32 protein-coding genes and 1 tRNA gene are annotated in these 21,100 nt (G+C 65.4%); 26 read left to right on the plus strand and 7 right to left on the minus strand.

Annotation, left to right across the window (positions count from 1 at the left end; translation table 11 throughout):
• Positions 1–13 precede the first annotated feature (13 nt).
• Entirely contained in the window at positions 14–490 is a 477-nt protein-coding gene (locus NO363_RS12210) for a TRAM domain-containing protein (protein WP_256685439.1), read from the minus strand.
• Positions 491–887: 397 nt separating this feature from the next.
• Complete coding sequence (locus NO363_RS12215; protein WP_256685441.1) at positions 888–2,144, minus strand: Nramp family divalent metal transporter; 1,257 nt, start codon at positions 2,142–2,144, stop codon at positions 888–890.
• A gap of 264 nt (positions 2,145–2,408) precedes the next feature.
• Here NO363_RS12215 and NO363_RS12220 point away from each other — a divergent pair, with 264 nt between their 5' ends.
• On the plus strand, positions 2,409–2,918 hold the full coding sequence (locus NO363_RS12220; RefSeq protein WP_256685443.1) for a PH domain-containing protein: 510 nt from the start codon (positions 2,409–2,411) through the stop codon (positions 2,916–2,918).
• On the opposite strand, the gene NO363_RS12225 is transcribed toward NO363_RS12220, so the two are convergent.
• From NO363_RS12225 to NO363_RS12245, 5 genes are all read right to left on the minus strand, one after another.
• Positions 2,915–3,790: a homoserine kinase gene (locus tag NO363_RS12225; protein ID WP_256685445.1), complete on the minus strand. Its 876-nt coding sequence runs from the start codon at positions 3,788–3,790 to the stop codon at positions 2,915–2,917. The two genes, NO363_RS12220 and NO363_RS12225, sit on opposite strands and share 4 nt — an antisense overlap.
• 111 nt (positions 3,791–3,901) lie before the next feature.
• Complete coding sequence (locus NO363_RS12230; RefSeq protein ID WP_256685447.1) at positions 3,902–4,264, minus strand: type II toxin-antitoxin system VapC family toxin; 363 nt, start codon at positions 4,262–4,264, stop codon at positions 3,902–3,904.
• Positions 4,264–4,488, minus strand: coding sequence for an AbrB/MazE/SpoVT family DNA-binding domain-containing protein (locus NO363_RS12235; RefSeq protein ID WP_256685449.1), 225 nt, complete (start codon positions 4,486–4,488; stop codon positions 4,264–4,266). The genes NO363_RS12230 and NO363_RS12235 overlap by 1 nt, the downstream gene beginning before the upstream one ends.
• A gap of 301 nt (positions 4,489–4,789) precedes the next feature.
• Positions 4,790–6,022 carry a DUF7964 domain-containing protein gene (locus NO363_RS12240; protein ID WP_256685451.1) on the minus strand — a complete coding sequence of 411 codons (1,233 nt, stop codon included), beginning with the start codon at positions 6,020–6,022 and terminating at the stop codon, positions 4,790–4,792.
• Between the two features lie 69 nt (positions 6,023–6,091).
• Positions 6,092–6,162: transfer RNA gene (locus NO363_RS12245), tRNA-Gly, on the minus strand.
• Between the two features lie 161 nt (positions 6,163–6,323).
• Here NO363_RS12245 and NO363_RS12250 point away from each other — a divergent pair.
• Genes NO363_RS12250 through secY form a run of 25 tightly spaced genes read left to right on the plus strand, consistent with a single transcriptional unit; the run spans position 6,324 to position 20,978 of the window.
• Positions 6,324–7,154, plus strand: a complete 831-nt coding sequence (locus tag NO363_RS12250) for a putative RNA uridine N3 methyltransferase (protein ID WP_256685453.1) — start codon at positions 6,324–6,326, stop codon at positions 7,152–7,154.
• A gap of 12 nt (positions 7,155–7,166) precedes the next feature.
• Positions 7,167–8,177 (plus strand): 50S ribosomal protein L3, encoded by a 1,011-nt coding sequence (locus NO363_RS12255; RefSeq protein ID WP_256685456.1) that lies wholly within the window; start codon positions 7,167–7,169, stop codon positions 8,175–8,177.
• Positions 8,174–8,917 carry a 50S ribosomal protein L4 gene (gene rpl4p / locus NO363_RS12260; RefSeq protein WP_007740137.1) on the plus strand — a complete coding sequence of 248 codons (744 nt, stop codon included), beginning with the start codon at positions 8,174–8,176 and terminating at the stop codon, positions 8,915–8,917. The genes NO363_RS12255 and rpl4p overlap by 4 nt, the downstream gene beginning before the upstream one ends.
• Positions 8,914–9,165, plus strand: a complete 252-nt coding sequence (locus tag NO363_RS12265; protein WP_004054040.1) for a 50S ribosomal protein L23 — start codon at positions 8,914–8,916, stop codon at positions 9,163–9,165. The genes rpl4p and NO363_RS12265 overlap by 4 nt, the downstream gene beginning before the upstream one ends.
• A 2-nt stretch (positions 9,166–9,167) precedes the next feature.
• Positions 9,168–9,881, plus strand: a complete 714-nt coding sequence (locus NO363_RS12270) for a 50S ribosomal protein L2 (RefSeq protein WP_256685460.1) — start codon at positions 9,168–9,170, stop codon at positions 9,879–9,881.
• A gap of 1 nt (position 9,882) precedes the next feature.
• Positions 9,883–10,305, plus strand: coding sequence for a 30S ribosomal protein S19 (locus NO363_RS12275; protein ID WP_256685462.1), 423 nt, complete (start codon positions 9,883–9,885; stop codon positions 10,303–10,305).
• A gap of 15 nt (positions 10,306–10,320) precedes the next feature.
• Complete coding sequence (locus tag NO363_RS12280; protein WP_256685464.1) at positions 10,321–10,791, plus strand: 50S ribosomal protein L22; 471 nt, start codon at positions 10,321–10,323, stop codon at positions 10,789–10,791.
• Positions 10,791–11,918: a 30S ribosomal protein S3 gene (locus tag NO363_RS12285; RefSeq protein ID WP_370525560.1), complete on the plus strand. Its 1,128-nt coding sequence runs from the start codon at positions 10,791–10,793 to the stop codon at positions 11,916–11,918. The genes NO363_RS12280 and NO363_RS12285 overlap by 1 nt, the downstream gene beginning before the upstream one ends.
• On the plus strand, positions 11,918–12,142 hold the full coding sequence (gene rpmC / locus NO363_RS12295; protein WP_256685467.1) for a 50S ribosomal protein L29: 225 nt from the start codon (positions 11,918–11,920) through the stop codon (positions 12,140–12,142). The genes NO363_RS12285 and rpmC overlap by 1 nt, the downstream gene beginning before the upstream one ends.
• Positions 12,142–12,426 (plus strand): ribonuclease P protein component 1, encoded by a 285-nt coding sequence (locus tag NO363_RS12300; protein ID WP_256685469.1) that lies wholly within the window; start codon positions 12,142–12,144, stop codon positions 12,424–12,426. Before rpmC ends, NO363_RS12300 begins: the two co-directional genes overlap by 1 nt.
• The gene (locus NO363_RS12305; RefSeq protein WP_256685471.1) at positions 12,417–12,836 is read left to right on the plus strand and encodes a 30S ribosomal protein S17; all 420 of its coding nucleotides are present in this window, start codon (positions 12,417–12,419) and stop codon (positions 12,834–12,836) included. The genes NO363_RS12300 and NO363_RS12305 overlap by 10 nt, the downstream gene beginning before the upstream one ends.
• Positions 12,836–13,234, plus strand: coding sequence for a 50S ribosomal protein L14 (locus NO363_RS12310; RefSeq protein ID WP_004054032.1), 399 nt, complete (start codon positions 12,836–12,838; stop codon positions 13,232–13,234). Before NO363_RS12305 ends, NO363_RS12310 begins: the two co-directional genes overlap by 1 nt.
• A gap of 7 nt (positions 13,235–13,241) precedes the next feature.
• Entirely contained in the window at positions 13,242–13,598 is a 357-nt protein-coding gene (rplX, locus tag NO363_RS12315; protein WP_256685474.1) for a 50S ribosomal protein L24, read from the plus strand.
• The gene (locus NO363_RS12320) at positions 13,591–14,364 is read left to right on the plus strand and encodes a 30S ribosomal protein S4e (RefSeq protein WP_256685476.1); all 774 of its coding nucleotides are present in this window, start codon (positions 13,591–13,593) and stop codon (positions 14,362–14,364) included. Before rplX ends, NO363_RS12320 begins: the two co-directional genes overlap by 8 nt.
• Positions 14,361–14,879, plus strand: coding sequence for a 50S ribosomal protein L5 (locus NO363_RS12325; RefSeq protein WP_256685478.1), 519 nt, complete (start codon positions 14,361–14,363; stop codon positions 14,877–14,879). Before NO363_RS12320 ends, NO363_RS12325 begins: the two co-directional genes overlap by 4 nt.
• Positions 14,876–15,049 carry a 30S ribosomal protein S14 gene (locus tag NO363_RS12330; protein WP_004054028.1) on the plus strand — a complete coding sequence of 58 codons (174 nt, stop codon included), beginning with the start codon at positions 14,876–14,878 and terminating at the stop codon, positions 15,047–15,049. The genes NO363_RS12325 and NO363_RS12330 overlap by 4 nt, the downstream gene beginning before the upstream one ends.
• Positions 15,046–15,438 (plus strand): 30S ribosomal protein S8, encoded by a 393-nt coding sequence (locus NO363_RS12335; RefSeq protein WP_007740152.1) that lies wholly within the window; start codon positions 15,046–15,048, stop codon positions 15,436–15,438. The genes NO363_RS12330 and NO363_RS12335 overlap by 4 nt, the downstream gene beginning before the upstream one ends.
• A gap of 2 nt (positions 15,439–15,440) precedes the next feature.
• The gene (locus NO363_RS12340; RefSeq protein WP_256685482.1) at positions 15,441–15,989 is read left to right on the plus strand and encodes a 50S ribosomal protein L6; all 549 of its coding nucleotides are present in this window, start codon (positions 15,441–15,443) and stop codon (positions 15,987–15,989) included.
• Positions 15,979–16,884: a 50S ribosomal protein L32e gene (locus NO363_RS12345; protein WP_007740154.1), complete on the plus strand. Its 906-nt coding sequence runs from the start codon at positions 15,979–15,981 to the stop codon at positions 16,882–16,884. The genes NO363_RS12340 and NO363_RS12345 overlap by 11 nt, the downstream gene beginning before the upstream one ends.
• Complete coding sequence (locus NO363_RS12350; RefSeq protein WP_256685483.1) at positions 16,877–17,338, plus strand: 50S ribosomal protein L19e; 462 nt, start codon at positions 16,877–16,879, stop codon at positions 17,336–17,338. Before NO363_RS12345 ends, NO363_RS12350 begins: the two co-directional genes overlap by 8 nt.
• On the plus strand, positions 17,338–17,919 hold the full coding sequence (locus tag NO363_RS12355) for a 50S ribosomal protein L18 (RefSeq protein ID WP_256685484.1): 582 nt from the start codon (positions 17,338–17,340) through the stop codon (positions 17,917–17,919). Before NO363_RS12350 ends, NO363_RS12355 begins: the two co-directional genes overlap by 1 nt.
• Complete coding sequence (locus NO363_RS12360; protein ID WP_256685486.1) at positions 17,912–18,544, plus strand: 30S ribosomal protein S5; 633 nt, start codon at positions 17,912–17,914, stop codon at positions 18,542–18,544. Before NO363_RS12355 ends, NO363_RS12360 begins: the two co-directional genes overlap by 8 nt.
• On the plus strand, positions 18,544–19,008 hold the full coding sequence (gene rpmD, locus NO363_RS12365; RefSeq protein ID WP_256685489.1) for a 50S ribosomal protein L30: 465 nt from the start codon (positions 18,544–18,546) through the stop codon (positions 19,006–19,008). Before NO363_RS12360 ends, rpmD begins: the two co-directional genes overlap by 1 nt.
• Before the next feature lie 22 nt (positions 19,009–19,030).
• Positions 19,031–19,546 carry an uL15m family ribosomal protein gene (locus NO363_RS12370; protein ID WP_256685490.1) on the plus strand — a complete coding sequence of 172 codons (516 nt, stop codon included), beginning with the start codon at positions 19,031–19,033 and terminating at the stop codon, positions 19,544–19,546.
• A 7-nt stretch (positions 19,547–19,553) separates the two neighbouring features.
• Entirely contained in the window at positions 19,554–20,978 is a 1,425-nt protein-coding gene (secY, locus tag NO363_RS12375; RefSeq protein ID WP_256685492.1) for a preprotein translocase subunit SecY, read from the plus strand.
• Positions 20,979–21,100 lie beyond the last annotated feature (122 nt).

The raw sequence follows: 21,100 nt of genomic DNA on the forward strand, positions 1-21,100 counted from the left end.
TGTCCAGTCCGGCCTACCCGCCCCAGAAGTTCTCGCGGCTACCGAGGCGCTGCCGGCGCTTCGGCCGCCCGTCCGTCTCGTCGTCCGCATCGCTTTCGTCCTCGCCGTCGCCCTCGTCTGCCCCGTCTTCGTCCGCTTCGTCCTCGTCCTCGTCGTCCATCGGCAGCCGTTCGAGTTCGTCCGCCCGCGCGTGGTTCGAGCGCACCTTCGTGATCTTCACCCGCGAGCGCGCATCGGGGAGGACGCCGTCGACGAAGACGATGAACCCGTCCTCGGTGCGGCCGACGCCCGCCCCGCTCTCGTGCATGTCCTCGACGGTGACGACGAGTTCCTCGCCGACGGTGACGGGCTGGGATTTCAGTTCGCGGATGGGCTGGCTGTAATGGTTACACCACTCCGCACCGCCACGGTTGCCGTAGTGTTGACATCCCATTCCCGCGACCCGCTCGGAAAAACTGGGGCATTCGTCGGCGAGTGGACAGTCCGCCATGCGGCGGGTAGCGTGCCACCGGGCTAAACATTTACGGGACCACCTTTTGCTGCACTCGCTCCCTTCGGTCGCTCGCTGGCAAAATGTGGATCAAAAGCCTTCCTCCTTCCCACCGGAAGAGCTTCGCTCTTCCGTGCTCCCGCTCGCCTTCGGCTCGCGGGAACTGCGGTCAGTCGTCGGCCCGCTCACTCTCTCCGGTCGCTCGCGGTGCGATCACTGATCACTCCGCAACCATACCATACCGTCGCCGCCACCGCACCGCCTCCGCCGAAGCCCTCGCCGCGCGCTCCTTTCAGTCGCTACTCGCTCACTGCGTTCGCTCGCGCGGCTCGCCCTTCATCCGCCAGGAACCGCACCGCGACCGCCCCGCACCGCAACCGCATCCGCTCCGTCCACCTCAGCCAAACAGTTCGGTGTAGATGAGCCAGATGTTGAGCACGACGATCAGCGCGATGATCACGCCAAGCACCGTCGTCGTGCTCGTCCGGTTCTTGAATGATCGCATCAGCCCCTCCTCGCGCGTGAACCACAGCAGCGGGATCAACACGAACGGCAGCTCGAAGCTCAGCGCGACCTGTGAGGCGACGAGTACGCTCGTGGGATCGAAGCCGGCGATGACGACCGCGAGGCTCGGAACCAGCGTCACCGAGCGCCGGAGCCAGACGTTGATCTGGAGATCCAGGAACCCGTCCATCACGGTCTGTCCGGCCATCGTCGCCACCAGCGACGAGGAGAGTCCGGCAGCGATGAGTGCGATGCCGAAGACCGTACTCGAACTCGCGCCGAAGACGTTCTGCAGCGTGATATAGGCGTCCTGGAGCGTGCTGATCCCCGTGCCCTGCAGGGCCGCGGCCGCGACGATCAACATCGCGGCGTTGACGAACATCGCCCCCGAGAGCGCGAACACCGTATCGACCGACTCGAACAGGAAGTGGCGCTGATGGACCTCCTCGGTGTCGCCCTCGGTCTCCATCAGTTTCGTCCGCCGATCCTGGACGATGTAGGGATGGAGATAGACCGAGTGGGGCATCACCGTCGCGCCGAGGATGCCGATGGCGACGTAGAGTGCATTCGGCCCGGGAATCGACGGTACCAGCCCGCGCCCGATTGCGGCGGCCGTCGGCCGGGCGAGCAGCATCTCGAAGACGAACCCGAGCGCGATGACTCCCACGAGAGCCATGATGACGAACTCGACCCAGCGATAGCCGCGGTCGTGGACCGTCCGCACGCCGAGTAGCGCAAAGGAGGCCGCACCCGCGAGCAGCGCGCCAGCGGGCAGCGGAACCGAGAAGACGAGGCTGAAGCCGATCGCCGCACCGATGATCTCGGCCATGTCCGTCGCGATCATCGCCAGCTCGGCGGCGGCCCAGAGCAGCCAGATCACACGCGAGGGCAGTCGCTCGCGACAGAGCTGTGCAATGCCCTTGCCGGTGGCGATACCGAGTTTCGCCGCGAGGATCTGGATGCCCATCGCCATGAGACTGGCGAGCACGATGACCCACAACAGCGCCGGCCCGTACTTCGCACCGCCGGAAATGTTCGTCGCCCAGTTGCCGGGATCCATGTACGCGACGCTGATCAGAAACCCCGGCCCGAGATAGGTGAGCAGTTCGCGAAACGAGACGCTCCGCAGCGAGTCGACGACGTCGCTCACAGCCGACGCACCCGCTCGGAGTGAGAGGTCCGATCGTGTCCGTCGCGACCGTATCCACCCCGATCGTGTTCGTTTCGGTCACGCCCGTCGCCGCCGATCCACCGATCACGCACCGTCGATCCGCCCGCTTCGAACCGCACCCGCTGTAGTCGTGGAGTCGTCACCGTGTTAGCCATGTCTAACTAACTGTTTAGTACTGATGAGTATATACGCTTCGCCTCGTAACACCGGAGATATATGCGGGCCCCGGGAGTAGCGACCCGCATGACACGGACCGACGTTCCCGACTGGGTGACGCTCACCGAGGGCGAGGAGGTCCTCTGGCAGGGTCATCCGAGCCTACGACTCGTCACCCCGTCGGCTGTCGTCGCCCTCGCGCTCGCGATCGCCGGGATCGCCCTCACGACCGTTCTCACCGACCCGTCGATCCGCTGGTTCCCCCTGCTGGGCATCCCGCTGGGGATCGCCGTCGTCGCGTGGGCGTACGTCTCGCTTGTGAGCACGCAGTACGTCCTCACGAGCGAGGAGATCTATCGCAAGACCGGTATCGTCAACCAGAGCGTCGCCCAGATCCGTCTCGATCGCGTCCAGAACACGACGTTCAGCCAGTCGCTGACCGAACGGCTGTTCTCCTATGGCGACATCACGATCTACACTGCCGGCTCGGACACGATGGACATCACCCTCTCGAACGTTCCGGAACCCGAGCGGGTGAATCAGCAACTCACGGAGGCGCTCGACGCCGCCAGCGGAGTGACGAGAACGCGTCCCTAGTGAATGGTCGCACCCTGACCGACCCGCGAGCGATAGACACGTGCCTCGATGCCGGCGTCGGCGAACGCGTCGAGCATCGCGCTACCGACCGCCCGCCGATCGTTCGCCCGACAGGTCGCGAGCACCGCCGGGCCGGCCCCACTCACCGTGACGCCCGTGGCACCCGCCGCGAACGCGTCCTCGCGCACCGCCGTGTAGCCGTCGATGAGTGCCGCGCGCGCGGGCGTCACGACCGAATCGTCCATCCCACGCCCGACGAGTGCGGGATCGCCGCGACACATCCCGACCGCGAGGGTCGCGGCCTTCCCGACGGTGTCGACCTGTTCATCCATCGTCACCTCTTCGGGCACCACCCGGCGCGCGTCGCGCGTCGAGACGACGGTCTCGGGCAGGCAGACCACGAGCGGGAGCGAGGTGTCGACACGCGTGACACCCTCGTCGGTGGCGACGGTGAACCCACCCAGAATGGAGGGGGCGACGTTGTCGGCGTGCGCGGTTCCCGAGACGACCGCTTCGCCCTCGGCGGCGATCGGAACGAGTTCCTCTCGCGTGTGCCCGCGATCGTACAGTTCGTCGAGCGCGACCGCGGCGGCCGCGGCGCTCGCCGCCGAGGAGCCGAGCCCCGAAGCCGGTCGGATGCCCTTGTCGATCTCAATGCGGGCCGGCGCGTCGAGCGCCGCCGCGACCGCCCCGACCGTGTTCTTCTCCGGGTCCTCAGGGATGTACTCGCTGCCGGTGCCCGTGACCTCGATCGTGGTTTCGTCGGCCTTCGCGACGCGGACGACGTCGGCCGGGCGTGAGAGTGCGACGCCGAAGACGTCGAAGCCACTCCCGAGATTGGCGCTCGTCGCCGGGGCCCGGACGGTGAGCATGGCCCCGATTGCGAGAGTGAAGGTAAAAGGCTAGCGACGACCGCGCCATCGATCGGTTCAGAGATAGCAGCCCCGAGACGTTTCTCGCCGTCCGATACTGCTCGGACGCCGTCACTCTTCGAGGCAAACCCGGTCGGAGAACGGATCGTACGACGAATCGCTCGAAACGATCGGGTCGTCGCCCGAGCGCACGAGATGCAGCGCGTCGAGCGGCGTGAGTCCGTGTTCTTCGACGTAGCTCGCGGCCGCAAGAACCGTTTCGACGTCGCCACGGACCTCGACGAGCCGACTCGCGTTGGCGACCACACGCTCGGTATTTCGGTCCTCGCGGTAGGCGACCAACAGCAGCTCGACCAGCGTGTAATGGGATGTCCACAGTTCCTCGCGATGCTCGTCGTAGAGTTCCGCGGCGCGCTCGCCGAGCCAGTCGTCGTCCGTGATGAGCGCGAGCAGGAAATCGACCTCGACGTACATCACGAGCCGGCCTCGTCGAGGGCCTCGTCGAGGGCACCCTGCTTCAGTTCCTCGGCCGATTCGTCCACGTCCCGAAATTCCTCGCGGAGCGCAGCGAGCGGATCCTCGGCGACGGGAACGAGCACGAGACGGTCGCCACGGTCCACGAGTTCGAACCGGTCGCCGAACTTCTCCCGGAGATGTTTCGGGAGGTAGATACGGCCGTCTTCTGCGTCAACGTCCATAGACAGTATAGTGGATGAAATCCCATAAATACTCCGAGAAGGAAGAATCGTTCCATGAATCTTATTTCTCGCCATTATATTCGATATTGTGGTATGAATTGGTATCATCAGAAACACGCTGGCTGAGATTTGAACCGGAATTAGACGGGACACTCACGTCGTTCATTGTGCGCTCCACGCTGGTTCTGCTCCGGTACTACTTCCTGAGTTTCGTGTTGAACAGTGTACGTTGGATCGCCGAATACGGCGGGATGTTGTCGAGGCGATGGTACAGCCGTCCATCCAGAGCGAGTGGAGACAATCAGGAACTATCTGTTCCGTACCGTACCCTCATTTGTCTATGGAAGTCCTCAGAATACTGTTCCCAGGCAGTTCTGCCAATCTCTTCCGGCTCAACACTATCAGGGTGCTCTACTTCTTCCCCGACAATCCATCCGTATTCCATGTAGAATTGTAGGATCTGAGTAGTAGATTCGGTGGAAATTACTAAGACATCTGTTATATGCGTCGGAATGCCTTCCACTTCTTCCTCTCGGGGGAACGTCGCGTCTGCAAAGGGGAAGCCCCGACCCAGTTGCTCAACGTAGCCTTTCGTAAGGGGCTCTTTTGGAAGGCTCTCGATTACTCGATGGTTGGTGGAGCAGACCGGGCATTTATTTTCATCAAGATGGTCCCGCAAGTCGTGTTCGGCCCATTTCCTGCGCATTTCTGCATGATGAGCATCGATGAAATCCGATTCGAGGAACTGCTCTGGATCCTTCAAAATTCGTTCTTCAACCTTCTCTCGTTCATGTTCAGACATGGATGCTTGCCCGACGAGCTCAATCCTGTTGTGGAGGAAATCACCCCATATCCCACCCACTTCTTGAGGCGGCTCGATCACACCTTCTTCTGCAACTTGTGTATTCGTGAGTCCACTTGGGTCAGGAGGAGAGATCGTCGAGAAAAACACTATCTTTGGAAATTTGAAAAAGACATGAATGTTATCGTCCCCAAAGACGCTTGTTCCGTCAATATTCCTCTGCATGTATATCTCATAGTTGTCAGGGGCCTCGGGATCAGAGATAGCCACGTCTATTTCCTCAGCAAAGAAGATATGATGAGTGGATGGATCCTCTGAGAGCGGCTTTTCATCGAGTAGAATCTGCCTCCAAGTTTCCACCCTCTTTTCAACTATGTCGATTCTCGGATGGTTAGATTCGTCCCACACTGCCATTTCCGAGACGAGCAACCTCCAAGAAATCGATAGTATGAAACGGTACATCCATTCACCGTACTCAAATCGTTTCGACTGGTCGCGGACGTGTGGATAGAACGCATGAGATGCGAATTTGCTCTCCCACTCGGAGAAGATCTCCTCACAGCCCCCACAGAGCATTTTCTCATGCATGTCCTGAATTCTTGTGTTTGGGTCTGTGAATTTTCTCAGAAACGGTGTTGGCCCACTCTTCTTCATCCATCGGATTACAAACCGGGGGATAACATGGCTGTTCACCAACTTACGATCCCTGTGACAGAGTTTACATTCAGCCATGACCGTTCAGAATTGGTGCCAAAACAAAATTGTTATTGCTAGTGTGTTAACGACAATATGAAACGGGAGTGCGCTGGCCGAGATTTGAACTCGGGTTGTGACCATGGCAAGGTCACGTGATACCACTACACTACCAGCGCCCTGCACTCCATGGTCGGAGGGTCGAGTGTAAAAACGTTCCGAAGCGGTCGCGGCCGTCGTTCCTGTGAACTGTCGACACGGGTGCATGGAAACGCTATCCTTTTACCACCGAGTACGATAGGAGCGCTACAGTCTAGTGGCACGGCGCGAAAGCGTCGGCATGACACGTAGCGTACTCGTGCCGTCATCGCTCTGCCGGGAGGCCGCCGACAAACGCGAGGCGACCCACAAGGTCGGTCTCGTCGCTCGTGCGGCCACCGTCTTCCGGGTCGACCGCGTAACGGTCTTTCCGGACCTCGACGGCGACCGGCGATGGGGTGGCGGGTTCGTTTCCACGGTACTGGCGTACGCCGCGACCGCCCCCTACCTTCGAAAGGAGGCGTGGGGCACGCGGGACGAACTGGAGTACGCGGGTGTCCTGCCGCCGCTTCGCGCGGCCGCTCGGACCGGCTCCGAATCGAACGGTTCGGGGTCGTTAAGACAGGGAATCGTGACCGAGGTCGGCCCTGATGGACGCGTTCGGGTCAATTGCGGACTGCAACACCCGATCTCGCTCGTCGCACCGCCGGAGATGGCGGTCGACGAGGGGGAGCGCGTGACCGTCAGGATCTCTTCGCGAGAGCCGGTTCGTGCGCGTATCACGGACGAATCCCCACCGGGGTTCGCCGTCGAGCGCGCGGACCTCTCGGCAGCGCTCGGCCGTGAGGACGCCGGGTTCCGGGTCGCAACGTCGCGCCACGGTGAGGTGCTGACGACGGAGCGACTCGGAACGCTGGCCGGACGTGCCGACGACGGACTGACCGTCGCCTTCGGCGCGCCCGAGCGAGGGCTGCCGGCGATGCTCGACATCGACACGGCGTCGGTGGCGAGCGACTCACCCCACGAGGGGTTCGATTGCTGGCTCAACACGGTTCCGAAGCAGGGCAGCGAGGTCGTCCGCACCGAAGAAGCGGTGTTCGCGACGCTCGCGCCTCTGACGCTTCCACAGTGAGGTAGCACACACATGGTACAACCAACCAGACCACGCAAAGGCTCGCTCGGCTACGGGCCGCGAACGCGCGCGCACAGCGAAGTGCCGCGTTTCGGCTCGTGGCCGGACGACGACGGACAGCCCGGGCTGCAGGGGTTCGCCGGCTACAAGGCCGGCATGAGCCACGTCGTGATGATCGACGACGCGGCCAACTCGCCACGTGAGGGGATGGAGCAGACCGTCCCCGTCACAGTGGTCGAGACGCCCCCGATGCGCGCGGTCGCGCTCAGAGCCTACGAACAGACACCCTACGGACTCCGCCCGCTCACCGAGACGTGGACCGACGAGTTCCACGACGATCTCGACCGGGCGCTCGACGTTCCCGACGGCGAATCGGATCCCGGTGCCTTCGAGGAGGCAGTCGAGAACAACGAGATCGGCGAGATCCGCGCGATCACCCACACCGTGCCGGGCGAGATGGCCAACGTGCCGAAAAAGCGCCCGGACGTGATGGAGACGCGCGTCGGCGGCAGTGATCTCGACGAGCGCGTCGAGTTCGGTCTCGACCTCATCGCAGGCGGGGGCCAACACGAGCTGACCGAAGTGTTCCGGCCCGGCGAATACATGGACGCAGCGGGCGTCACGAAGGGCAAAGGGACGCAGGGCCCCGTCAAGCGCTGGGGCGTCCAGAAGCGGAAGGGCAAACACTTCCGGCAGGGGTACAAGCGACGTATCGGCAACCTCGGCCCGTGGAACCCATCGCGCGTGCGCTCGACAGTCCCCCAGCAGGGACAGACAGGCTATCACCAGCGCACGGAGCTCAACAAGCGCCTCGTGAGCGTCGGCGACGGCGACGACGCCAGCGCCGAGGGTGGCTTCGTCGGCTACGGCGAGGTCGACGGTCCCTACGCGCTCGTCAAAGGCTCGCTTCCCGGTCCGGACCAGCGGCTTCTCAGGTTCCGACCGGCGATCCGACCCGGAGACCAGCCGCGCCTCGATCCCGAGGTGCGCTACGTCTCGACGGCATCGAACCAAGGACAATGACGACAGTATACGACACGGACGGTACGGAGGCCGGCGACGTGGAGCTCCCGGACGTCTTCGAGACGCCCCATCGACCGGAGCTCATCGGTCGGGCGGTGCGCACCGCACAGGCCAACCGGGCACAGCCCTACGGCGCGGACGACTACGCGGGCATGCGAACGCCCGCCGAGTCGTTCGGTAGCGGTCGCGGCATGGCTCACGTCCCCCGATCGAACGGCCAGGGACGGCGCGTCCCCCAGACCGTGGGCGGGCGACCGGCTCACCCACCGAAGGAGGAGAACGATCGCTCGATCAAGCTCAACGACAACGAGCGCAAGCTCGCGACCCGCAGCGCCATCGCGGCCACGGCGGACGCCGAGCGCGTGAGCGAGCGCGGCCACGAGGTCGCGGAGTTCGACGGCGAGCTCCCGATCGTCGTGGACGACGAATTCGAGGAACTCGTGAAGACCCAGGACGTGGTCTCGCTGCTCGAATCGCTCGGCGTTCACGGCGACATCGAGCGTGCCGAGGACAGAACCGTACGCGCCGGGCGCGGGACGACCCGTGGCCGGAAGTACAAACGCCCGACCTCGATCCTGTTCGTCACGAGCGGCGAGCCGTCGCGGGCGGCCCGCAACCTCGCGGGTGCCGACGTGGCCACCGCGAGCGAGGTGAACACCGAGGACCTCGCGCCGGGCACGCAGTCCGGTCGGCTGACGATCTGGACCGAGAGCGCGATCGAGGAGGTGGAAGACCGATGAGCGATGTGAAATATCCCTACGTGACCGAGAAGGCGATGAACGACATGGACTACCGCAACACGCTCCAGTTCATCGTCGCGAGCGACGCGGCGAAGCCGGGCATCCGCGAGGAGGTCGAGGAGCGCTTCGACGTCGCGATCACGAACGTGCGTACGCAGGTCACGCCACAGGGCGAGAAGAAAGCCACGGTGACATTGAGCGAGGACGACGACGCACAGGACGTCGCCTCGCGGATCGGGGTGTTCTGAAGATGGGACGACGAATCCAGGGTCAACGGCGTGGTCGCGGGACGCCGACGTTCCGTGCGCCCTCCCATCGGTACAAGGCGGAGCTCTCGCATCCAACCACCGAGGACGACGACGTGGTCACGGGCACCGTGATCGACATCGAGCACGATCCGGCCCGCAGTGCCCCGGTTGCAGCGGTCGAGTTCGACGATGACGATCAGCGCCTCGTGCTCGCGCCGGAAGGCATCGGCGTCGGCGAGGAGATCCAGGTCGGCGTGTCGGCCGAGATCAAGCCCGGCAACACGCTGCCGCTGGCGGAGATCCCGGAGGGTGTGCCGGTCTGTAACATCGAGAGCCAGCCCGGTGACGGCGGGAAGTTCGCCCGGTCGTCGGGCGTCAACGCCCAGCTGATCACCCACGATCGGCAGGCGGCGATCGTCGAGCTGCCGAGCGGCGAGACGAAGCGACTCAGCCCGCAGTGTCGAGCCACGATCGGTGTGGTCGCCGGTGGCGGTCGCACCGAGAAGCCGTTCGTGAAGGCGGGCAACAAACACCACAAGATGCGCGCACGGGGCTCGAAATACCCGCGCGTGCGTGGCGTGGCGATGAACGCCGTCGACCACCCGTTTGGCGGTGGCGGTCGACAGCATCCCGGCCAACCGAAGAGCGTCTCGCGGGACGCCCCGCCGGGACGGAAGGTCGGCGACATCGCCAGCAAGCGGACGGGGAGGAAATGAGATGAGTTCGGACTACAGAACCGGTCGCGAGGGCGAGTTCACCTACCGCGGCCACACGATCGAGGAGCTACAGGCAATGGACCTCGACGAGGTCGCCGACCTGCTGCCGGCGCGCAAACGCCGCAGCATCGAGCGCGGCCTCTCGGTCGAGAAGGAGAAACTGCTCGCCAAAGCGCGCGAGAAGGGCGACGAGGAGACGGCGAACGACCCGATCCGGACGCATCTGCGCGACATGCCGGTGCTGCCGGCGTTCGTCGGGAAGACCTTCGCCGTCCACAACGGTCAGGAGTTCGAGCGCGTCAGGATCGAGCCGGAGATGCTCGGCCACTATCTGGGCGAGTTCCAGCTCACCCGGACGTCGGTCGAACACGGACAGGCGGGCATCGGCGCGACGCGCTCGTCGAAGTTCGTCCCGCTCAAATGATGGAGACATAACGCAATGGGAATCAGTTACAGCGTGGACGCGGACCCGGAGAAAACGGCGAAAGCCATGCTCCGCGAGCGCCACATGAGCCACAAGCACAGCAAGGAAATCGCCCGAGAGATCAAGGGAAAGACCGTCGCCGAGGCGAGCGACTACCTCGAAGCGGTCATCGCGGGCGACCAGTCGGTGCCATTCCGATCACACAACACCGGAGTGGGCCACCGTAACGACATCGACGGCTGGGACGCCGGTCGGTATCCCGAGAAGGCCAGCGAGGCCTTCCTCGATCTACTCGAAAACGTCGGCGCGAACGCCGAACACCAGGGATTCGAGCCCGATCCGATGACGATCGATCACGTCGCCGCCCACAAGGTCGGCGAGGTGCAGGGTCGCAAGCCCCGCGCGATGGGGCGGGCGACGGCGTGGAACACGCCCGAGGTCGACGTCGAGATGGTCGTCGCCGAACCCGAGGAGGGTGAGAGCTGATGGCGACCGAACAGCAGTTCATCGAGGACGGGATGCAGCGCACCCAGATCGACGAGTTCTTCGCCGACGAGCTGGCCCGCGCGGGCTACGGCGGGATGGATCTGGCCAAGACCCCGATGGGCACGCAGATCGTGCTCCGGGCGGAGAAACCGGGGATGGTGATCGGCAAGGGTGGGAAGAACATCCGGAAGATCACGAGCGAGCTCGAGGAGCGCTTCGATCTCGACGATCCCCAGATCGACGTCCAGGAGGTCGACGAACCCGACCTCAACGCACAGATCGTCGCCGACCGGCTCGGCAACGCCCTCGAACGCGGCTGGTACTTCCGAAAGGCCGGCCACACGACGATCGACCGCATCATGGACGCGGGCGCGCGCGGTGCTGAGATCACCCTCAACGGGAAGGTGACCGGTGCACGCTCGCGCAACGAGAAGTTCAACCGCGGCTACATCAAGCACAACGGCGAGCCCTCACAGGACATCGTCGACCGCGGTGACGGCGTCGCGGTGATGAAGCTCGGGACGATCGGCGTCACGGTGAAGATCATCCCGCCGAACGCCGACCTGCCCGACGACTTCCGCATCCACGAGGACGTCGACACGGAGTCGCTCGTCCCCGAGGAGATCGAGGGCGACGAGGTCGAGGCGCTGCTCGGCGAGGCCGAGGAGCCGGCCGACGACTCCGAAGAGTCCGACGCCGACGAGGAGTTCGAGCTCGGCGAGGACGAAGCGGAGGCCGAGACGGCCGAGATCGAAGAAGAGGAGATCGTCGAGGAGGGCGTCGACGCCGAAGCGGGTGCGGCCGAGACCGCGCCCGACGACGCCGAGATCGACGAGGAGCTCTCCGAGGACACCGAGGCCGACGCCGAGGCGATCCTCGACGAGATGGAATCGGCCGAGGACACCGAGGCTGACGCCGAGAGCGGTGCGGAGCTGACGGTGATCGATGGCGTCGGCGACGCCAAAGCGGAGGCGCTCGTCGAGGCCGGCTTCGAGACCGTCGCCGACATCCAGGACGCGAGCGAGGACGATCTCGCCGAGGCCGAGGGCGTCGGTGACGCCTTCGCCGAGCGCATCAAGGAGGGTGCGAGCGAGGTCGATCCCGCGGACGTGGAGGGTGGGAACTGATGGCCATCCTGCACAGCGCGGAGATCCGCGACATGACGCCGGCCGAGCGCGAGGTCGAACAGGAGGAGCTCGAAACCGAGCTGCTCAACTCGCGGGCCGTTCAGGCCGCCGGCGGTGCGCCCGACAACCCGGGCCGGATCAAGGAGCTGCGGCGAACGATCGCCCGGCTGAAGACGATCCGGCGAGAAGAGGGCGACCTCGACGAGAGCGAGGAGGCGTCGTGATGGCGCTGACGGCCGAGACGGTCGCGCGACACGAGCTTCGCGGGCTGCAGACCCGGGTTGCCGCGGCGAGCAACGGCTCGCTGGTCGGCATCGAAGGGTCGGTCGTCTCCGAGAGCGAGAACACGCTCGTGGTCGAACAGGGCGAACGAACGAAACGAGTACCGAAAGCCGGGGCGACCTTCGAGTTCGCGCTCGAAGGCGAGCACGCGACGGTCGCGGGCGAACGACTGGTCGCGCCGCCGGCCCGGCGGACGGAAACGACAGGTGATTCGAAATGGCGTTAGGACTCAACGTAACGGAACCGGAGACGACCTGCGACGACCCGAACTGTCCGTTCCACGGGACGCTGTCCGTGCGCGGCGGGACGGTCGACGGCATGGTCGCCTCCACGGAGATGGATCGATCGGTCGTCGTCGAGCGCGAGTACGACGTCGCGGTACCGAAATACGACCGACAGATGAAACGACGGTCGCGCACGCCGGCACACGCGCCGGACTGCCTCGATCTCGAGGTCGGCGACGCGGTGCGCATCGCCGAGACGCGCCCGCTGTCGAAGACGAAAGCACACGTTGTCGTCTCGACTCTCGACACGACGCGCGATCTGGGTGCGAGCAGTCTGTCGGGGCCGTCCGATCCCGAGAGCGAGGTCGACCTGAGCGAGATCGAGGCCGACGAAGCGGAGGGCGAGAGCTGATGGAAGCGCTCTCGGCCGACGTCACGCAGGGACTCGAAAAGGGCTCGCTCGTGACGTGTGCGGACAACACGGGCGCACGCGAGCTGAAGGTGATCAGCGTCGCGGGCTACTCGGGCGTCAAGAGCCGGCATCCGAAGGCCGGCCTCGGCGACAAGATCACCGTGTCGGTGACGAAGGGCACGCCGGAAATGCGCCGGCAGGTGCTCGAAGCGGTCGTCATCCGCCAGCGCAAGCCGATCCGGCGGCCCGACGGCACGCGCGTCACGTTCGAGGACAACGCCGCCGTCGTGGTCGACGACAACGAGGATCCCCGTGGCACCGAGCTGCGGGGGCCGGTCGCCCGCGAGGTCGCCGAACGGTTCGGCTCGATCGCGAGCGCGGCGACGATGATCGTCTAAGACTACCATGAGCAAACAACCACACAAACAACGGACACGCGAGGAGCGCGCGCCGCTCCACGAGAAGCACAGACAGGTCCGTGCGACGCTCGCGGGCGATCTCCGCGAGGAGTACGGCCGCCGTAGCGCGCGAGTGAACGCGGGCGACACCGTCGAGGTCATGCGCGGCGATTTCGCCGGCGAAGAGGGCGAGGTCGTCACCGTCGATCTCCAGGACGCGGTCGTCCACGTCGAGGAGATCACCCTCGAAACCGCCGACGGCGAGGACGTCGCCCGGGCGCTCGACGCGAGCAACCTCCGGATCACGGAGCTCACGCTCGACGACGATCGCCGCGAGGCACGGCTGGAGGGCGACGATGAGTAAACACCAGAAACGGCTCTCGGTGCCGGATTCGTGGCCCGTCGAGCGCAAGACGGCGACGTTCACGGTGAAGGCCGCCGCCGGTCCGCACGGCGAACAGGGCGTGCCGCTGCTGATCGTGCTCCGCGACGTGCTCGGCTACGTCGACAACCGCAAGGAGGCGCGCTACGCGCTGAATCAGGGCACCATCCTGATCAACGGCGCATCCCTCGACGACGAGGAGCGCCCGATCGGCATGTTCGACATCGTCGAGTTCACCGAGCGTGACGAACATTACCGCGTGTTCCCCGACGAGGGCGGCCGGCTCGCGCTCTCGCCGATCGACGCCGCCGACGCCGACTCGAAGCTCGGCAAGATCGTCGGCAAGGGGCAGGTCCCCGGCGGCAACACACAGCTCGCGCTGCACGACGGTCACACCCTCGAAGTCGACGATGGCAGCGAGTACGCCGGTAGCGACTCGATCGTCATCGACCACGACGACGAGATCCTCGCCCACTTCCCCTACGAGGAGGGAGCGCTCGTGACGGCCGTGCGCGGCCAGCACGCCGGCGAGATCGGCGAGATCGAGGAGATCCAGGTCACGCCCGGCAGTGCGGCGAACAACGTCATCGTCAGCCAGGAGGAGGGTGACGGCTTCGAGACGATCGCCGACTACGTCGTCGTCATCGACGAGAACTTCGTCAAGGAGGACGACGAGGAGACCGTCACGACGGCCGGCGAGGACACCGCAGCGGCCGAGGATCCGACCGACGGAGGTGACGACGAATGAGCGACGCCGCCGGCTTCCACGAGATGCGCGAGCCCGTCGTCGAGAAGGTCGTCGTCCACATGGGTGTCGGCCAGGGCGGGCGTGAGCTCGCCGACGGCGAGGAGATCCTGGAGGCGGTAACGGGCCAGGAGAGCGTCCGGACGCGCGCGGAGGCGACCCGGCCGGAGTTCGGCATCCGCCAGGGCGACCCGATCGGCGCGAAGGTGACGCTCCGCGGCGACGACGCCGAGGAGTTCCTGGCAACGGCGCTCGAACTCGCGACGATCGAACGGTCGCAGTTCGACGAGACGGGGAACTTCAGCTTCGGCATCGCCGAGCACACGGAGTTCCCGAGCCAGGAGTACGATCCGAACACCGGGATCTACGGGATGGACGTGACCGTGAACCTCGCCCGCCCGGGCGCACGCATCAAACGCCGCACCAAGGCCACCCGATCGATCCCGGGCCGTCATCGCCTCGACGCCGAGGACGCGATCAGCTATCTCGAAGAGAGCTACGACATGGAGGTACAATGAGCGAAAGCGACGTGGAGACGGGCGAACACGCGAGCAAACGCACGGGCCAGCTCGAGGCCTGCCAGCGCTGCGGGCGCAAGCAGGGGCTCGTCGGGAAATACGACATCTGGCTCTGCCGACAGTGTTTCCGTGAGATCGCCCGCGGCATGGGGTTCGAGAAATACCAATGACCGACAACGATCCGCTCGCCGACGCGCTCTCCGGCATCGACAACGCCGAAGGCGTCGGCCAGCTCGACTTCACCGTGCAGCCCGCCTCGAACACGATCGGCTCCGTCCTGGAGGTCATCTACGACCGCGGCTACATCGACGGCTTCGAGTTCGTCGACGATGGCCGTGCCGGGAAGTTCGAGGTCGAACTCAGAGGCAAGATCAACCGCTGTGGCGTCGTCAAGCCCCGGTATTCGGCCGGGGCCGACGAGTTCGAGAAATGGGAGAAACGGTTCCTCCCGGCCCGCGACTACGGGACGCTCATCGTCACGACGAGCCACGGCGTGATGAGCCACTACGAGGCCAGAGAGGAAGGTCTCGGCGGGCAGGTGCTCGCCTACGTATACTGATAATGACAGAACAACGACTCACGATTCCGGAGGGGGCAAGCGCGGAGACGGAGCGCTTCGACCTCACGATCTCCGGCGAGAACGGCAGCGTCACGCGACGGCTCTGGTATCCGAACGTCTCGGTCTCCGTCGAGGACGACGCGGTGGTCCTCGCGAGCGACGCCGAGGACGCCAAGACGACGGCGACGATGAGCACGTTCGTCAGCCACATCCAGAACGCCTTTCACGGCGTCAGCGAGGGCTGGACCTACGAGATGGACGTCTTCTACTCGCACTTCCCGATGCAGGTGCGTGTCGAGGACGGCGACGTCGTGATCCAGAACTTCCTCGGCGAGCAGGCACCGCGCCGAACGCCGATCCGTGGCGACACGACCGTGGAGGTCGACGACGAGCATATCACGCTCTCGGGGCCGAACAAGGAGGACGTCGGCCAGACCGCCGCGGACATCGAACAGCTCACCCGCGTCAGCGGGAAGGACACACGGGTGTTCCAGGACGGCGTCTACATCAGCGGCAAACCGACCCGGGAGGTGAGCGCCAGTGGCCAGTAACGAACGCGAACTCACGGCCATCGACGGCGTCGGCGAGGAGACCGCGGACGAACTCCGTGATGCCGGCTACGAGACGATCGACGATCTCCGCGACGCCGATCAGGACGAACTGAGCGAGGTCGAGGGGATCGGTACCGCACTCGCCGCGCGCATCGCGGCCGACGTCGGCGAGATCGACGTCGACGAGTCGGACGAGGAGACGCCCGAAGAACTGACCGAGGTCAGCGGCGTCGGCGAGGAGAAGGCCGACGCGCTGCGCGAGGCCGACTTCGAGTCGGTCGCCGACCTCGAACGGGCCGAGCAGTCCGATCTGGCCGATGTCGAAGGCATCGGCAACGCGCTCGCAGCGCGGATCAAGGCCGACGTCGGCGGGCTCGAAGTCGACGAGGAGACCGACACCGAGGTCGAGGACGAGACGCCCGAAGAGGAGGAGACCGAGGACGTCGAAACCGAACTCCGCCCGCGGGGGCTGACCGAGAAGACGCCCGACCTCGACGACGAGGAGCAGCGACTGCTCGGCGAGCGCCGGCGGCGGTCCCAGCCGCAGTTCAACCGGCAGGACCACCACAAGAAAAAGCGCGTGTCGACCTCGTGGCGACGCCCGCGCGGCCAGCTCTCGAAGCAGCGCCGCGGTGTCAAGGGCAAGGGCGCGAAAGTCGGGGCGGGCTACCGGACCGCGACGGACGTTCGCGGCCGCCACCCGAGCGGGTTCGAGGAGGTCCGTGTCGAGAACACCGACGACCTAGAGGGTGTCGACGGCGACACCCACGCCGTACGGATCGGCTCCACGGTCGGCGGTCGCAAACGCGAGCGCATCGAGGAGCAGGCCGAAGACGACGGGATCCGGGTGCTCAACCCGACCTACGTCGAAGTCGAGGTGAACGAGAATGAGTGATCTGAGCGCACAGCGACGGCTCGCGGCGGACGTCCTCGACGTCGGGGAGAACCGCGTCTGGTTCGATCCCGACCAACAGGGGGAGATCGCCGAGGCGATCACCCGCGAGGACATCCGCGAGCTCGTCACGGAAGGGACGGTCGACGCGAAGGCGGCGAAATCGAACTCGCGTGGCCGTGCGCGCGAGCGTAACAGCCAGCGTGCTGCCGGCCATCGGAAGGGCCCCGGGAGTCGGAAGGGGACCGCCGGCGCGCGCGAGAACAGCAAGGACGCATGGGTCTCGCGGATCCGTGCGCAGCGTCGTCGGTTGAAGGAGCTGCGCGCGGAGGGCACCATCGACCGAACGCAGTACCGCACGCTGTACGACAAGGCGGGCGGCGGCGAGTTCGACAGCGTCGACAGGCTGGAGAGCTTCGCCGTGGACGAATTCGACATCGAACTGGAGGACGAATAATGGCAACAGGACCACGATACAACGTACCGATGCGCCGCCGGCGCGAGGTCCGGACGGACTACCATCAGCGGTTGCGCCTGTTGAAATCAGGCAAACCCCGACTGGTTGCCAGAAAGAGCAACCGCCACGTCAGGGCGCAGCTGGTGACCCCCAGTCCCGACGGAGACGAAACGCACGCGAGCGCGAGCTCGGCCGATCTCGACGAGTACGGCTGGGAGGCTCCGACAGGGAACCTGCCCAGTGCGTATCTCACGGGACTGCTGGCCGGGCTGCGCGCGCGAGACACCGAGATCGACGAGGCAGTGCTCGACATCGGGCTCAACGCCGCGACGCCGGGGAGCAAGCTGTTCGCGATCCAGGAAGGTGCCATCGATGCGGGGCTCGACGTCCCGCACAACGAGTCGGTGTTCGCCGACTGGGAGCGCACGAGCGGCGAGCATATCGCCGACTACGCGGAGAGTCGCGACGAGCCGCTCTATTCGGGCGACTTCGACGCGAGCGAGCTGCCCGACCACTTCGAGGAAGTCAGAACGACAATCATGGACGAATTCGACCACGAACTGGGAGGCGGCGATGAGTAATCGAGGCTGGGAGCCGCGCACGCGGCTCGGCAAACTGGTCGCCGAGGAGGAGATCACCTCGATGGACGAGGCGCTCAACTCGGGGCTCCCGCTGAAGGAGCCGGAGATCACCGATCAGCTGCTCTCGATCGAGGACGACGTTCTGGACATCAACATGGTCCAGCGGATGACCGACTCCGGTCGGCGGGTGAAGTTCCGGTGTGTCGTCGCCATCGGCGACCGCAACGGGTATGTGGGGTATGCCGAGGGCCGCGACGACCAGGTCGGCTCGGCGATCCAGAAAGCAATCGAGATCGCGAAGCTCAATATGGTGCGCGTCTCGCGTGGCTGTGGCTCGTGGGAGTGTGGCTGCGGCCGCCCGCACACCGTTGCACTGCGGACGGACGGAAAGGCCGGCAGCGTCGAGGTCGAGCTCCGGCCGGCCCCCAGAGGGCTCGGGCTCGCGGCGGGTGAGACCGCTCGCTCGGTGCTCGAACTCGCTGGTATCGAGGACATTTGGACGCACTCGTCGGGCAAGACTCGGACGACCGTGAACTTCGCGAAGGCGACGTTCAACGCGCTCAAGGCGACCAGCGAGGCACGGGTGCCAGAGCGCGCCATCGAGCAGCGTGAGGTGATCGAGTGATGCAAGCGCTCGTCCAGCTGCGCGGCGAGGTGAACATGGAGGGCGGCGTTCGCGATACGCTCTCGATGCTCAACGTCCACAGCACGAACCACTGCGCGCTCGTCCCCGAGACCGACACCTACGAGGGGATGATAACGAAGGTCAACGACTACGTCGCCTTCGGCGAGCCGAGTCCGGGCGTGCTCGCGACGCTGCTGCAGACGCGTGGCGAGCCCGCCGAGGGAGCGGCCGAGATCGACGACGAGTGGGTGAGCGAGAACACCGACTACGACGACGTCTCGGCGCTCGCTGAAGGACTTCTCGCCGAGGAGACGACGCTGCGCGAGGCGGGGCTGACGCCCGCACTACGACTCCACCCGCCGCGGGGCGGTCACGACGGCGTGAAACACCCCGTGCCGGAGGACGGCGAGCTCGGCAGGCACAGTACGGAGGAAATCGACGCGCTGTTGACGGCGATGCGGTAATCGCCGTCGAGGACTACCAACGATGACAAGCAAAAAACGACGCCAGCGCGGTTCGCGCACCCACAGCGGCGGCTCGCACAAGAACCGCCGCGGGGCCGGCCATCGGGGCGGTCGCGGGCGCGCGGGACGCGACGATCACGAGTTTCACAACTACGGACCGCTCGGCAAACACGGGTTCAGCCGCCCGGAAAAGGCGAAAGAAGAGATCCTCACCGTCGAGGTACGTGAACTCGACGAGGACGCCGCCCTCTACGCGGCCGACGGGGTCGCCGAGGAGACCGACGACGGCTACGAACTCGACGCACGCGACATCGTCGAGGACGGCCACGACGCCGACGCCGTGAAGGTGCTCGGCGGCGGCCAGGTCCGCCAGAGCCTCACGGTGACGGCCGACGCATTCTCCGAGAATGCGCGCGAACTCATCGACGCGGCCGGCGGCGAGGCCACGTTGAGCGAGCGCGGCGAGGAGCGACTGGCCGCACGCGAGGACGACGAGGACGAGGAAGCCGAAGAGGCTACAAACGCGGAGTCGGAATAGACCGAAAATGGGCTGGAAGGAGACCGCAGAACCCGTTCTGACGCGGATGCCCTCGGTCAGACAGCCCGAGGGCCACGTCCCGTTCAGGCGGAAACTCGGCTGGACGCTCGGCGTACTCGTGCTGTATTTCTTCCTGACGAACGTCACCCTCTACGGGTTGGGCGGGCAGGGAGGCGACCTCTTCGGGCGCTTTCGCTCGATCCTCGCCGGGCAGTCCGGCTCGGTCCTCCAGCTCGGTATCGGTCCGATCGTCACCGCGAGCATCGTGTTACAGCTACTCGGCGGCGCGAACCTGCTGGGTTTAGATACGAACGATCCACGCGATCAGGTGCTCTATCAGGGGCTCCAGAAGTTCCTAGTGCTCGTGATGATCTGCATCACGGGGCTGCCGATGGTGTTTGCCGGCAACTACCTGCCGGCGAGCCAGCAGGTAGCGGCGTCGCTCGGCATCGGCATCGGCGGCGTGAAGTGGCTGCTGTTCGCCCAGATCTTCGTCGGGGCGATCCTCGTGCTGTTCATGGACGAGGTCATCTCGAAGTGGGGCGTCGGCTCCGGGATCGGCCTGTTCATCATCGCCGGCGTGAGCCAGAGCCTCATCGGTGGCTTCTTCGGCGGAGACGGGTTCTTCAGCAGCTGGCTCGACATCATTACCGGAGCGATCGAGGTTTCGCCGCTGACGAGCGAAGGCATCCAGACGCTGCTGTTCGGTCAGGGAGATCTCATCGCGCTGTTCACCACGATCCTGATCTTCGTGGTGGTGGTCTACGCCGAGTCGGTGCGCGTCGAGATCCCGCTCTCCCATGCGAGAGTCAAGGGCGCGCGCGGGCGCTTCCCGGTGAAACTCATCTACGCGAGCGTCCTGCCGATGATCCTCGTGCGGGCGCTCCAGGCGAACATCCAGTTCCTCGGCCGGATCCTCAACTCGCAGCTCGGGCTGCCGTCGTGGCTCGGCGTCTATTCGGGTGGCCAGCCGGTCGGCGGGCTGTTCTACTATCTCGCACCGATCAACGCCCCCGAGCAGTGGCTCGGCGCGAGTCAGGCCGCCTGGCAGGTCGCGCTGCGTATCGGTGTCGATCTCACCTTCATGGTCGTCGGCGGTGCGATCTTCGCGATCTTCTGGGTCGAGACCGCCGACATGGGGCCGGAGGCGACCGCGAAGCAGATCCAGAACTCCGGCATGCAGATCCCGGGCTTCCGGCAGAACCCCGGCGTCATCGAGAAGGTGATGGAGCGGTACATCCCGCAGGTCACGGTTATCGGCGGGGCCCTGGTTGGCGTGCTCGCCGTCGGGGCGAACATGATGGGCACCATCGGCTCGGTTTCGGGAACGGGATTGCTGCTCACGGTATCGATCACCTACAAGCTCTACGAGGAGATCGCCGAGGAGCAGCTGATGGAGATGCATCCGATGATGCGCCAGATGTTCGGCTGAGAGCGGCTGCGGAGCTGCGATCCGGCCGCGAGCACACGATCCGAACGCTCCCTCGAATCGGCGGGTAACGATCGAGCGGCGAACTGTTTTAGGCGAACGATCGGGATCGGCACGGACGGTGA

This window comes from Halococcus qingdaonensis (assembly GCF_024508235.1).
Taxonomy (GTDB): Archaea; Halobacteriota; Halobacteria; order Halobacteriales; family Halococcaceae; genus Halococcus; species Halococcus qingdaonensis.